At 63.8% G+C, this 12,175-nt stretch carries 14 protein-coding genes, 1 tRNA gene and 1 other RNA gene; 7 read left to right on the top strand and 9 right to left on the bottom strand.

From position 1 onward, the window contains the following. The 3 genes from ACFSUD_RS02535 to ACFSUD_RS02525 all read right to left on the bottom strand — a co-directional run bounded on the left by ACFSUD_RS02535 (position 1) and on the right by ACFSUD_RS02525 (position 2,473). On the bottom strand, positions 1–270 hold the full coding sequence (locus ACFSUD_RS02535; RefSeq protein ID WP_386371174.1) for a DksA/TraR family C4-type zinc finger protein: 270 nt from the start codon (positions 268–270) through the stop codon (positions 1–3). A 71-nt stretch (positions 271–341) separates the two neighbouring features. Beyond that, the gene (rpoH, locus tag ACFSUD_RS02530) at positions 342–1,238 is read right to left on the bottom strand and encodes an RNA polymerase sigma factor RpoH (protein WP_386371172.1); all 897 of its coding nucleotides are present in this window, start codon (positions 1,236–1,238) and stop codon (positions 342–344) included. Positions 1,239–1,441: 203 nt separating this feature from the next. Continuing rightward, complete coding sequence (locus ACFSUD_RS02525) at positions 1,442–2,473, bottom strand: RluA family pseudouridine synthase (protein ID WP_386371170.1); 1,032 nt, start codon at positions 2,471–2,473, stop codon at positions 1,442–1,444. On the opposite strand from ACFSUD_RS02525, the gene ACFSUD_RS02520 reads away from it, so the two are divergent. Continuing rightward, positions 2,472–2,756, top strand: a complete 285-nt coding sequence (locus tag ACFSUD_RS02520) for a DUF6476 family protein (protein WP_386371168.1) — start codon at positions 2,472–2,474, stop codon at positions 2,754–2,756. The two genes, ACFSUD_RS02525 and ACFSUD_RS02520, sit on opposite strands and share 2 nt — an antisense overlap. Before the next feature lie 57 nt (positions 2,757–2,813). Here ACFSUD_RS02520 and ACFSUD_RS02515 read toward each other — a convergent pair. Continuing rightward, positions 2,814–2,890, bottom strand: a tRNA-His gene (locus ACFSUD_RS02515). Between the two features lie 228 nt (positions 2,891–3,118). Between ACFSUD_RS02515 and ACFSUD_RS02510 the strand changes: the two genes are divergently transcribed. After that, the gene (locus tag ACFSUD_RS02510; protein WP_386371846.1) at positions 3,119–3,313 is read left to right on the top strand and encodes a DUF6324 family protein; all 195 of its coding nucleotides are present in this window, start codon (positions 3,119–3,121) and stop codon (positions 3,311–3,313) included. Between the two features lie 45 nt (positions 3,314–3,358). Here ACFSUD_RS02510 and ACFSUD_RS02505 read toward each other — a convergent pair whose 3' ends face one another. Beyond that, positions 3,359–3,817, bottom strand: a complete 459-nt coding sequence (locus tag ACFSUD_RS02505; protein ID WP_386371166.1) for an MmcB family DNA repair protein — start codon at positions 3,815–3,817, stop codon at positions 3,359–3,361. A gap of 106 nt (positions 3,818–3,923) precedes the next feature. On the opposite strand from ACFSUD_RS02505, the gene ACFSUD_RS02500 reads away from it, so the two are divergent. The 3 genes from ACFSUD_RS02500 (at position 3,924) to ssrS (ending at position 6,306) form a co-directional block, all read left to right on the top strand. Then, entirely contained in the window at positions 3,924–5,276 is a 1,353-nt protein-coding gene (locus tag ACFSUD_RS02500; protein WP_386371164.1) for a hypothetical protein, read from the top strand. Next, a complete protein-coding gene (locus ACFSUD_RS02495) occupies positions 5,273–6,034 on the top strand; it encodes a COG3904 family protein (RefSeq protein ID WP_386371162.1) in 762 nt (253 codons plus the stop codon). Before ACFSUD_RS02500 ends, ACFSUD_RS02495 begins: the two co-directional genes overlap by 4 nt. Before the next feature lie 118 nt (positions 6,035–6,152). Further along, a non-coding RNA gene (gene ssrS, locus ACFSUD_RS02490) (6S RNA) lies at positions 6,153–6,306 on the top strand. 271 nt (positions 6,307–6,577) lie between these two features. Here the strand turns inward: ssrS and nusB are convergent. From nusB to ACFSUD_RS02470, 4 genes are all read right to left on the bottom strand, one after another. Continuing rightward, positions 6,578–7,060 carry a transcription antitermination factor NusB gene (nusB, locus tag ACFSUD_RS02485; protein ID WP_386371160.1) on the bottom strand — a complete coding sequence of 161 codons (483 nt, stop codon included), beginning with the start codon at positions 7,058–7,060 and terminating at the stop codon, positions 6,578–6,580. Further along, positions 7,057–7,608 carry a 6,7-dimethyl-8-ribityllumazine synthase gene (locus ACFSUD_RS02480; protein ID WP_386371158.1) on the bottom strand — a complete coding sequence of 184 codons (552 nt, stop codon included), beginning with the start codon at positions 7,606–7,608 and terminating at the stop codon, positions 7,057–7,059. Before ACFSUD_RS02480 ends, nusB begins: the two co-directional genes overlap by 4 nt. 4 nt (positions 7,609–7,612) lie before the next feature. Then, entirely contained in the window at positions 7,613–8,737 is a 1,125-nt protein-coding gene (gene ribB, locus ACFSUD_RS02475) for a 3,4-dihydroxy-2-butanone-4-phosphate synthase (RefSeq protein WP_386371156.1), read from the bottom strand. 164 nt (positions 8,738–8,901) lie between these two features. Continuing rightward, a complete protein-coding gene (locus ACFSUD_RS02470; RefSeq protein WP_386371154.1) occupies positions 8,902–9,495 on the bottom strand; it encodes a riboflavin synthase in 594 nt (197 codons plus the stop codon). Positions 9,496–9,625: 130 nt separating this feature from the next. Between ACFSUD_RS02470 and ACFSUD_RS02465 the strand changes: the two genes are divergently transcribed. Together ACFSUD_RS02465 and ACFSUD_RS02460 are read left to right on the top strand one after the other, a co-directional pair. Beyond that, positions 9,626–10,918: a capsule biosynthesis protein gene (locus ACFSUD_RS02465; RefSeq protein ID WP_386371152.1), complete on the top strand. Its 1,293-nt coding sequence runs from the start codon at positions 9,626–9,628 to the stop codon at positions 10,916–10,918. A gap of 115 nt (positions 10,919–11,033) precedes the next feature. Continuing rightward, positions 11,034–12,170, top strand: coding sequence for a polysaccharide biosynthesis/export family protein (locus tag ACFSUD_RS02460; protein ID WP_386371150.1), 1,137 nt, complete (start codon positions 11,034–11,036; stop codon positions 12,168–12,170). Positions 12,171–12,175: the final 5 nt, after the last annotated feature.

Genomic DNA, 12,175 nt, shown 5'->3' with positions numbered 1-12,175 from the left:
TCACTTGAGCTGACTGTCCTTGGAACCGCGCCGGTTTATCCCGCCACGGGCCTGATATCGTGCATCGCGCTCGCGCACGCAATCGATACAGAGCTTCACCCCCGGGAGTGCCACACGTCGCGCCTCGGGAATAGGCTCGTCACATTCCGCGCAATGGGTCAGGCTCTCCCCGACCGGCGCGCGGCGTGATTTCAGCCGCGCCAGCTCGTCGTTGATCGATGCTTCGATCTGTTCTGAAACCGCGCCATCGCGGGACCATCCACCGGCCATCTTGTGTCTCCAAAAAGAAAACCCCGCCCATGATGTGGGCAGGGTTCGCGTTACGTCAAGGGCTTGCCGGTTCAGGCGCTGGCCATCATGCCCTTGTCCTTGGCCAATTCCCGCATCCGCTTCTGCAGCTTCTCGAAGGCGCGGACCTCGATCTGGCGAATCCGCTCGCGGCTCACATCATACTGACCGCTGAGATCCTCGAGCGTTACCGTCTCGTCAGACAACCGCCGTTGCGTCAGGATGTCCTTCTCGCGGTCATTGAGCACTTCCAGCGCCTCGGCCAGCATCTCGCGGCGGGTTTCCAGCTCATCGCGCTCGGCATAATCGCCAGCCTGATCGGCGTCCTCGTCCTCGAGCCAGTCCTGCCATTGCATCGTGCCTTCGCCTTCGGACCCGACCGTGGCATTGAGCGAAGCATCGCCGCCGGACATGCGCCGGTTCATGGAAACGACCTCATCCTCGGTCACGCCGAGATCCGTGGCAATCCGCTGCACATGCTCCGGACGCAGATCGCCCTCTTCGAGCGCGCCGATCTTGTTCTTGGCCTTGCGCAGGTTGAAGAACAGCTTCTTCTGACCCGAGGTCGTGCCGAGCTTCACCAAGGACCAGGAGCGCAGGATATATTCCTGAATGCTGGCACGGATCCACCACATCGCATAGGTCGCGAGGCGAAAGCCCTTCTCCGGGTCAAAACGTTTCACCGCCTGCATCAGGCCGACATTGGCCTCCGAAATCACCTCGGCCTGGGGCAGGCCGTAACCGCGATAGCCCATGGCGATCTTGGCCGCGAGCCGCAGATGCGAGGTGACCATCCTGTGGGCAGCCTCGGTGTCCTGTTCCTCTACCCAGCGCTTGGCCAGCATGTATTCTTCTTCCGGCTCCAACAGCGGAAACTTGCGGATCTCCTGCATATAGCGGTTCAGACCGCCTTCCGGCGTCGGTGCGGGCAGGTTTGCATAATTTGCCATAATGTCCCATCCCTCCTTCGGGTTCCCGTATGTTTACGGGCTTAACATCCATATGGTTTGCGCTAACGGTCGTTTCAAGACCCCGGCGCTGACTTATCCCCAGTATCGGCCCGATCGGCGGCGAAAGATAGCGACATCTCGACGCTGTCACCAGCTTGTGCGGAATGTGACAGACGCGGCAGCAGGGATTGTGTCCGCCGCGCTCAGCCCTTGCCCTGCAAACCCGCCAACAGCGCCGCCATATCCGGGGGCAGCGGCGCTTCGAAGCGCATTTGCTCGCCGCTTACGGGATGTTCAAACCCCAGCACCGCGGCGTGCAATGCCTGGCGCGGGAACCCCCGCACACTCTCTGCCACTTCCTCCGACAACGCTGCCTTGGCCAGCTTGCGCTTGCCGCCATAGACCGGATCTCCGACAAGCCCATGCCCGGCATGGGCCATATGCACCCGGATCTGATGGGTGCGCCCAGTTTCGAGCCAGCATTCCATCAACGCCAACACCGGAGGCGTTCCGAAACGCGAGACGGTCCGCGCGCGGGTGATGGCGTGACGTCCGCCGTCGAAAAGCACCGCCTGACGCTGCCGATCCGTCCGATGCCGGGCAAGCTGCGTAGTCAGCTTGAGGATATTGCCCGGCTCGAAGGACGCGCCCCTGATCCCGCGCAGCCGCGGATCATTGGCATCAGGTACCCCATAAACCAGTGCCTGGTAATATCGTTCCACATCGTGTTTCTCGAACTGCGCGGCCAGTCCATGATGCGCCGCGTCGGATTTTGCCACGACCAGCAGTCCCGAAGTATCCTTGTCGATCCGATGCACGATTCCCGGTCGCTTCATGCCACCCACCCCGGAAAGGTCATCGCCGCAATGGGCCAGCAGCGCGTTGACCAGCGTGCCCGAAGGAGAGCCCGGAGCCGGATGCACCACCATGCCCGCAGGCTTGTTGATCACGATAAGCTCGCTGTCTTCGAAAATCACATCGAGCGGGATCGTCTCGGCGACGATATGGCTCTCCTCGGCCTCCTCGACCTCGATGGCGATCTGCGCGCCTTCGGCTACACGCGCGCGTGGGTCGCCGACCACAATGCCGTCAACCGACACGGCTCCGCGCTCGATCAGCCGCATCAGCCGGGTCCGCGACAGGTTTTCCTGCTCTGGCACATCGCGCGCCAGCGCCTTATCAAGACGCGGCGGCGGCGCTTCGCCCAGGATGAATGTGATATGGCGGTGCGACATGGAACTTCCCGATGAACCGGCAAACCTGCGGTTTCTGCGACGATTGGTGACGGTGCTGACCGTGGTGATGATCTGCGGCGTTCTAGTGGTGATCTTCCTGCTTGTCACGCGCCTGCGCGAGCGCGGGCCGGATCTGCCTGACAGCATCACCCTGCCCGACGGCAGCGAAGCGGTGAATTTCACTATCGGCGCGGGTTGGTATGGCGTGATCACAAGTGACGACGAAATCCTGATCTTCGACCGCCTCAGCGGCAAGCTGCGCCAGAAGGTCACGATCGACTGAACGGCGACGCCATAAGACGCAGCTGATATACAGACACAACGCAGGGAGGATGAAGGGTGGTACCACCTCCCCGGCTTGAACGGGGGACCTCCTGATCCACAATCAGGCGCTCTAACCAACTGAGCTAAGGCGGCACTGTGGCGGATTTAGCGCCAGTTCACGCGGATTGCAAGACCCCAGAACCGGCTGATTGCAGAGAATTGACCGGCCAAGGCAGGTGCCGCCAAACATTGTCGGCGACTGATCGGGTCGGTCGAAGTCCGGACAAGCGTCCTTGAAAACAGCGCCATATCCGCCGCGGCGCTTGCCTTTCGCTCAACTGCGCGCTAGCGATGACGCCCTATCCAGCGGAGAATGAGACCATGGGCATCGACACCGAACGTGACATCGAGGCGAATCTTCAGATCGGGCCGACCGACAAGGGCATGGTACGGCTTTTCGTCGAGGGCGGCGGGCTCGAGATCCCGATGGATTTCACCCCCGACGAGGCCCGTGAAATTGCCGAGGAGATCATCGCGGCGGCGCATCGTGCCGATGGCGGCAAGGGCAAGCGCTGAGCAGGCCCGGCAACACAGGGGCGGTGTCCAGACGGGCAAGCTGCTTCAATCCCACAACAGGTCCAGCCCCGGATCGCGCAGCCGGTGCAGACGACGTGCCGCGTGGAATGCGAATGTCTGCATCATCTTCTTGCGCCGCGCCGGTGCAAGCCGCTGCTCCGGTCCCATGCGGATGATCTCGGCACCATAGGCGTCAGCCATGATCAGGCCGCTGCCCCCGGGCAGAAGTTCGGTAGGAAATTGCTCGTCCACCGCCCAGAAGAACCGGTCCGCCCATTCCAGATAGCCCTGCCATTTGCTGTCCGACATGAAATCGACGCGCGAGGATTTGCATTCCACCACCCAGACCTCGCCCTTCGGTCCAAGCGCCATCACATCCACCCGCAGACCACGCGACGGCACCAATTCCTCGACACAGGCGAATCCGTGGCTGACCAGATGTCGCGCAACGCCGCGTGCCAGAAGCTGGCCAGGCTGCAGGGAGACGAGATCATCATATTGCATGGGTCAAATATGAACATTTCATGAACATTGGCAAGAGTGCCAGCGCGAGTTTGGTATTTTTCGCGTCTGTGCCTATCTTTGCACAATGTCAGCACAGGGAGCCGCCATGACAGAGCCGCAGCAATCCAGCCAAAGTCAGGCGCAGGCCCGTGGCGTGCGCTATGCACGCGAACTCGAAGGACATCTCGGCTGGCTGGATACGTTCTCGGGCACCGCGCTCGGGGTGCTGGCGACGGCCTCGGGCATCTATACCTATCTCGGCGTATCGTCCCTGCTCGATGACAATGGCGCGATGTCGGCCTTTGCCGCGATCGCCTATTCGGTGGCGGTCTCGGTCGGGATCTTTGTCTTCTGGTCCTACATGATGCGGCTGTTTCCCGCCGTGCGCAGCACCCGCGCGCGGGTCGGCCTGCTGGGCGCAATGGGCCTCGGCTCCTTCGCCATCATCGCCATGTCGAGCTGGCTCAACGCCGCGGCACTGGCCGGTTCGGCGGCGGTCGAACAGCATCTGGCGGAGACGGTACAGGATTATCAGGGCGCGCTCGAACAGGCACATGAGGTAGCGCTATCCGCCCAGGGGCTGGAGCGCGATGTCGCGCGGGTGCGGCAATCTTTCGAGGATCTGAGCGAACAGGAAGCCGCCGGGGCCCTGTCCGGGCTCGCCGGACGCGGCGCCGTGTTCCGCGTGCTGCGGCAGAAATCGGCCGAGCTTTCCGGGCTCGAGGCGCAGATCGCGAGCCAGACGCCGCTTGTCGAACAGGCCTTCGCCGAAGGAAACCAGATCCTCAGCCGGATGCGGGCGCTGACAGTGGAGCCCGGCCCGGTCGAGGCGCGGTCGGTCGAATTCTCCGAAGCCGCCGTGCGCCTGGCCGGGCTGATCACCCAGCTGCGCCAGCTCTCGGTGGCCGCCCTGGTGGAACGCGCGGCGCAGGATCTCTCCGCCTCCGTGGTGCTGCCGGAGCTCGACGGCCGCTCTGTCGAGATGCGCGGTGCCCAGGGCGCCACCATCACCTCGGTACTGGAAGTCCTGTCGCAACGCGCCGCGACGCTGGAGCGCGCCGCCCAGGCGGTGCAGGCGCTGCCGCCGCCGAGCGAGACGACCTACACCCCGATCTCGAGCGCCGACGCGGTGATCCTCTATGCGCGCAATTTCATCCCCTCCTGGGCCGGTGCCATCGCCATCGACCTGCTGCCCGCGGTGCTGGTGTTCATCCTGGCAATCACCCAGAGCGCGATCCGCACGGGGCGCGAAGGGGCCGCTGTCGAAGACACGCTGACCTTGGCCGAGCTGCGCGCTGCCCTCGCTGCCATGCGCGATGTCGATCTGACGCTGAAGAGCGGGCGGCTGGACGAGCCCGAAGCGCAGACCGCAGAGAGGGTCGAGGCTTCCGATACCGACAAGGCGAGTCAGCCTGCTGCCGAGACCGCAGCGCAGGTCACGCCGCTAAAATCCTCATGAGCACGCCGGAGAGGCCCACAAGGCGCTCGCTGGTCTCACGGGTGCTGAGCGGCGTGCTGATCCTTCAGCTGCTGCTGGGCTTGCTGCTGTTCTGGGGCGATTTGCGCAGTGGATTGCGCCTGCCGAGCTTCGCCCCCAAGGCCCCGTCCCTGACCGAACCGGTGCGCCCCGGCGATCAGACACGGCGCTTTGACCCCGACCGCGCCTCGCCCGGCGGCCGCCCGATGCCCGAAACTCCGCTGCCCGACCGCCTGATCCTCACGTCCCTGGAGGCCGGAGCCTCAGCCTTGCTCGAAGGGACGATCGCCGGTGGCGATGCGGAGCGGATCATCAAGCAATTCGACGCCCTGCAATCCCCTCCCAAAACCCTGCTGATCAATTCCCCCGGCGGATCGGTGCAGGATGCATTGACCCTCGGTCGGCACCTGCGCGAGGCCGGCGTGGATACCGCCTTGCGCGAGAATGACATCTGCTATTCAGCCTGCCCCTATCTGCTCGCCGCCGGCGTAGGCAGGGAGGTGCCCGAAAGCGCCTCCGTCGGGGTGCACCAGCATTATTTCGGCGAAAATACGCTCCTGCCCGCCTTCGTCGCCGTGGCCGATATCCAGCGCGGACAGGGCGAGGTCATGGGCTATCTCGAAGAGATGGGCATTGATCTGCGGCTGATGCGCCATGCGCTCATGACACCGCCGGAGCAGATCTACCTGCTGCTGCCCGAAGAGCTGCGTGCCTATAGGCTGATCAGCGCGCGCGAATAGGGGCGACAGCTCGTACCGGGACTTGCCCCCCCGCACAAAGACGTCGCGCGGATATTTACCGGATCGTCCGATCACCCCTTGTCGCGCGGCGAGGCCAAGCCTATCTGTTGGGCTGTGACGGGCTCTGCCCTGTTCGTGACCGGTTACATTCCAGTGGCCTTAAGCAAATCCGAGGGAGCTGGCTCTGGTCGAGCCCTGGTTCGATTACCTGGCGCCCACCTGTATATACAGGTCCTCGGGAGTAAATACCGAACGGCAGCGGTGGTCCCGTCACGCCTCATTCGATGACAATGACCCGCTTTATGGGTCTGTCAGCCGAGAATATCCGGAAACAGCCTTTGCAGCTCGCCGCGGCTCAACGGGCGCTGTCGCACCGGACCGCGTCCCCTTCCGACAACATGCGGCTGCCGTCGAAAGATACGCCGGAGGATTCCGGTCAGCCGCGCTGGTAACGACGTCACCGCGTTCACCGCTGCACGCTCCAGGCTGTTTGACAAATCATTCACGTTCCGCCGCACCTGCCGGAATTTGATGGAGCGCGTCTCAGAACGCCTCGGGCCGCGCCTCGCGTGCCATGTGATCGAGCACCGCATTCACGAAGTTCCCCTCGCGCCCCTCGGGAAAGAAGGCCTTCGCCACGTCGACATATTCGCTGATCACGACCTTCGGAGGCGTCTGCGCATCACGCAGTTCGGCGCCCGCGGCACGAAACAAGGCCCGCAGGGTCGGATCGATGCGCGCGATCGGCCATTTGGCCACCAGCGCGCGGTCGGTCATCTGATCGATCGGCGCCTGATAATTCACCGCATCTTCGAGCACGCGGGTGAAATGATCGCCATCCCCCTCTTGCATCTCGATACCTTCATAGACCGCGCCGAAGCGATGATCGAGAAACTCCAGCCGCACCGCATCCAACGTCTGGCTGGAATGCTCCATCTGAAAAAGCGCCTGCACGGCGTAGAGCCGCGAAGCGGATTTCATCTTGCGTCTCTGGTTGCCCGAAAGCCCGGCAGCGGGGGTCGTCATGCGATGTCAGATCCATTTGTTTGGTCGGCGATCAACGTGTCCTCGCCATGCGGCTTGAAGCCGATGCCCTTGCTCTGGCTGCCCCACTTACGGGCGAGCGCGATCAGATGCAAGGCCGCAGCCGCCGCGCCGCCGCCTTTGTTCTGTCCCTCGGGATCTGCCCGCACCTCGGCCTGGGCACGGTTCTCCACGGTCAGGATGCCATTGCCGATGCACAGTCCCTGCAACCCGAGCAATTGCAGCGCGCGGGAAGAATCGTTGCAGACGGTCTCGTAATGGGTGGTCTCCCCGCGAATGACGCAGCCCAGCGCGACATAGCCGTCAAAATCGCTGTGCCGGTCGGAAATGCCGATGGCCGTGGGAATCTCCAGGGCACCGGGCATTTCCACGACCTCGAATGTCGCCCCTGCCGCGCGCAGCTCGGTCTTGGCCCCCTTCAGCAGCCCTTCGGCGATATCGCTGTAATAGGGCGACACCACGATCAGCAGTTTCACCGGCCGATCGAAGGCAGGACGCGCCAGCAGGGTATGGGATTCGGATGCGGCCATGGGTTTACTCCGTGGTGATCGGGCGCGTGGCCACAATGGACAGGTCATAGGCATCAAGCCCGAGATAGCGGGTATCGGGATTGTCAGTCAGCAAGACCAGCTCGTGCAAGCCCATCGAGGACAGGATCTGCGAGCCGAGCCCGGTGCGCTTGATGGTGCGCGGCCCCTCGTCCTCCTCCTCGTCCAGCCGCAGCCGCGGATAGGGATCGCGGAACAGCACCACGGCGCCGCGGCCCTCCGCGGCGATGATCTGCATCGCACGCGGCAGCTCATCCGCGGGGCTCGGCCCCAGCCCGAGAATATCCTCGAGCGCATTGATCGCATGGGTCCGTACCAGTACCGGCTCCGGCGTCGTGATATCGCCCTTGACCAGCACCACGTGATCGGTCCCGGTCATCTGATCCGCGAAGATCCGCATCTTCCAATCGCCGCCATAGGCCGAATTGACCGTGCGGCTGGCACGCTCGACCAGCAGGTTGTCATGTTTGTGACGATAGGCGATCAGGTCGCTGATCGTGCCGATCTTCAATCCGTGCTTTGCCGCGAATTCCACCAGGTCCGGCAGCCGCGCCATGGTGCCGTCATCCTTCATGATCTCGCAGATCACCCCGGAAGGGTGCAGCCCCGCCAGACGCGAGATATCGACCGCCGCCTCGGTATGCCCGGCCCGTACAAGCACGCCGCCGTCACGCGCACGCAGGGGGAAGACATGGCCCGGCGTGGCGATATCCGCCGCGCCCGCCTGTTCGGAAATCGCCACCCCAACGGTCAACGCCCGATCCGCAGCGGAGATACCGGTGCTGACACCTTCGCGCGCCTCGATGCTGACGGTGAACGCCGTTTCGTGACGCGATGAATTGTTCACCGCCATCATCGGCAATCCCAGATGGTCGATGCGCTCTGACGTCATCGGCAGGCAGATCAATCCGCGCCCATGGGTGGCCATGAAATTGATCGCCTCGGAATCGGCGAATTGCGCCGGGATCACCAGATCGCCTTCATTCTCGCGATCCTCGTGATCGACCAGAATGAACATGCCGCCCCGGCGCGCCACGTCGATGATCTCCTCGATCGGAGAAATCGCCGCAGACAGCTGCGCCTCGACCGGTCCGGGTGTTTCAAACGTCATGGCAGCCATCCCTGTTGCAACTCGCCTCCGCACATACCGAAGCCTGCGCAGCTTGACCAGAGCACCGCCGCGGGGCGCCCCCTTCTTTATGCCTGAAAATACTCAATACCGACGCCGCCGCCAAGCGCGACGGTGCCGAATTCCCGGAGCATGACCGCAAAGGATCAGGTCATCTCCCTCAACCGCGCCACGTAACGCGCCAGCGTGTCGATCTCGAGATTGATGAAGTCCCCTACCGCGACCTCGCCCCAGGTCGTGACTTCTTTGGTATGAGGGATGAAATTGATCCCGAAATCGCGGTCATCGACCTCGTTCACCGTCAGCGAGGTGCCGTTGAGCGCCACCGACCCCTTGGGTGCGATAAATTTCGCCAGTTCCCGCGGCGCCCGCAGGGTGACGCGGGTGCTGTCACCCTCCTCCTGCATGGCGATGACCTCGGCCACCCCGTCGACATGTCCCGAGACGATATGGCCACCAAGCTCGTCGCCGACCTTCAGGGCGCGCTCGAGGTTCAGCCGCTTGCCTGGTGTCCAGCGGCTGCGGCCGATATTGGTCTTCTCCACGGTCTCAGCGCTGATCTGCACCTCGTACCAATCATCGCCCAGTCCGACGACGGTCAGACAGACGCCGTCCGAGGCGATCGAAGCGCCCAGGTCGATCGTGTCCGTATCATATCCGGTCTGGATCCGCGCCCGCAGATCGCCTTCCTGAACGACATCGGTGAGGATACCAATATCGGTGATGATGCCGGTGAACATGGCGCGCTCCTTGGATTTCCGTTAACAGGGAGGTAACCGCGCCATGGCAGGCTGACAAGAGGGCAGGTAGCCACATTTCCGCCGCGATTTCATGATAATCATGCGTTGGGACGCCATGCAGAGGATCGCGATGACCAGTACCCCCCCGCAAAGACGGGTTTTTCTGTTCCTGCAAGGGCCGCATGGCCCGTTCTTTCACCGGCTCGGCAAGATGCTGCGTCTTGCCGGGGCCGAGGTCTGGCGCGTCGGGTTCAATGCCGGGGACCGGGCGTTCTGGTTCCATCCGCAGAGCTATCTGCCCTATCGCGGCGAGGTCGAGGACTGGCCTGCGCATCTTGCCGGGCTGCTCGATACGAAAGACGTGACCGATATCGTGCTCTACGGCGACACCCGGCCGATCCACGCCGCGGCGGTTGCGGCGGCGCGGGCGCGCGGCCTGACGGTCCATGTCTTCGAGGAAGGCTACATGCGCCCCTATTGGGTGAGCTATGAACGCGGCGGCTCGAACGGCAATTCCCAGCTGATGCAGATGAGCATCGCGCAAATGCGGGAGGCTCTGGCGCAATCGGACATGGAGGCGCCGCTGCCGCCCGGACATTGGGGCGACATGCGCCATCACATCTTCTACGGCGCGCTCTATCATTGGTTCGTGATGTTCCGGAACGGCAATTACCGAAATTTCCGCCCGCATCGCAGCCTGACCGTGGCGCAGGAGTTTCGCCTCTACGTGAAGCGTCTGCTGCTCATGCCCTTCCTTGCCGCCGACCGGCTGATCGCCACCACGCGGATCAGGCGCGGCGGCTTTCCCTATCATCTCGCGCTGCTGCAGCTCGAACATGACAGCTCCTTCCGGCAACATTCGCCCTTCGCCTCGATGTCGCAATTCCTGGAGATCCTGATCGCCGGTTTCGCCGAAGGCGCGCCGCGCCATCATCATCTGGTGATCAAGGCGCATCCGCTGGAGGATGGCCGCAGCCCGCTGCGCCGCGACCTTGGACGCCTCGCCCGCCGCTTGGGCGTTGCCGAACGCGTCCATTACGTGCGCGGCGGCAAGCTCGCGCAGCTGCTCAACGACTCGCGCAGCGCCGTGACCGTCAATTCCACGGCCGGACAGCAGGTGCTCTGGCGCGGGATTCCGCTCAAGGTCTTCGGCCGTGCCGTCTATGCCAAGCCGCAATTCGTCTCGGACCAGCCCCTGGCCGAGTTCTTCGCCGCGCCGCGCCGCCCCGACAATCGCGCCTACAAGGATTACCGGCGCTATCTCCTTGAAACCTCGCAACTTCCCGGGGGGTTCTATTCATCCCGGGGGCGCCGACAATTGCTGCGGCAGGTGGTCGATATGATGCTTGCCCCAGAGGATCCCTATGACGCGCTGAGCCTCGGGACCGCGGCGCCTCGGCAACAGTTGCGGCTGGTGACCTGAGTTAACCCCTTTCAATCGGTGGCTTTTCGCGGGAATCCTCGCTACTCTGTCGGCCAACAAGCCGGGGAACCCGGCGATCCGAGGCAGAACAAGAACAGGTCGAGGAGACCGGGCAGTGAAACCTGTATATATTCGATGGGGCCGTCCCGTCGCGCTGATCGCGGCGCTTTCCGTACTGTCAGCCTGCGGCCTGCCGCAGGTTGGACCCAACAAGCGACAGATCTACGCCGGTTCGGTACAGAAACAGGGGGATGCCTTCGTCGTGGCGGTGAATGACCGGGTCACCCGCGCCACCGCGATCACGCCCGCGCTCGGTTTTTCGGACGCCTTCAAGAACGCCGCGCAGCTCGGATCGGACACGATCCGCCCCGGCGACGTGCTCGGCCTGACGATCTGGGAAAATGTCGATGACGGCTTGCTGGCCGGGGAAACCGGTGCTGCCACCGCGCTCGAGGAAGTGCAGGTCGACGGCAGCGGCTTCATCTTCGTTCCCTATGCCGGCCGGGTGCGCGCCGCGGGCAACACGCCCGAGGCAATACGCCGGATCATCACCAGCAAACTCGCCGAACAGACCCCGGATCCACAGGTCGAGGTACGCCGCATGGCCGGAGACGGCTCCACCGTGTCGCTGATCGGCGCGGTCGGCGGTCAGGGCGTCTATCCGATCGAACGCCCGACCCGCACGCTCGGCACCATGCTGGCCAAGGCCGGCGGGGTGACGATCGTGCCCGAAATCGCCCAGGTCACGGTGACCCGCGGCAACATGCGCGGCAAGGTCTGGCTGCAGGACCTCTACGACCATCCCGAACTCGACATCGCCCTGCGCGGCGGCGACCGGATCCTGGTCGAGGAAGACACCCGCTCCTTCACCGCCCTCGGCGCCACTGGCGGTCAGGCTCAGGTGCCGTTCCAGTCGCAGAATCTCTCGGCGCTCGAAGGAATCGCCCAGGTCGGCGGCCTCAATGCCGGCACGGCCGATCCCACCGGGGTGTTCATCTTTCGCAACGAGCCCGAGGAGGTCGCGGCGCAGGTGCTCGGCCGCGACGATCTGCGCGGCGCGCAGCGGCTCGTCTATGTGCTTGACCTGACCCAGCCCAATGGCATGTTCATGGCCCGCGATTTCGTGATCCGCGATGGCGACACGCTCTATGTCACCGAGGCGCCCTTTACCCAATGGAGCAAGGTGATATCGGCCATCACCGGCACCGCGACCTCGGCCAGCGGGCTGACCACGCTTACCGGCAGCAGTTGAGAAAG

Source organism: Sulfitobacter aestuarii (genome assembly GCF_042685005.1).
GTDB classification, from domain to species: Bacteria; Pseudomonadota; Alphaproteobacteria; order Rhodobacterales; family Rhodobacteraceae; genus Sulfitobacter; species Sulfitobacter aestuarii.
Note: the sequence above shows the minus strand (reverse complement) of the source record. Positions and strands in the feature narration are given on the sequence as shown.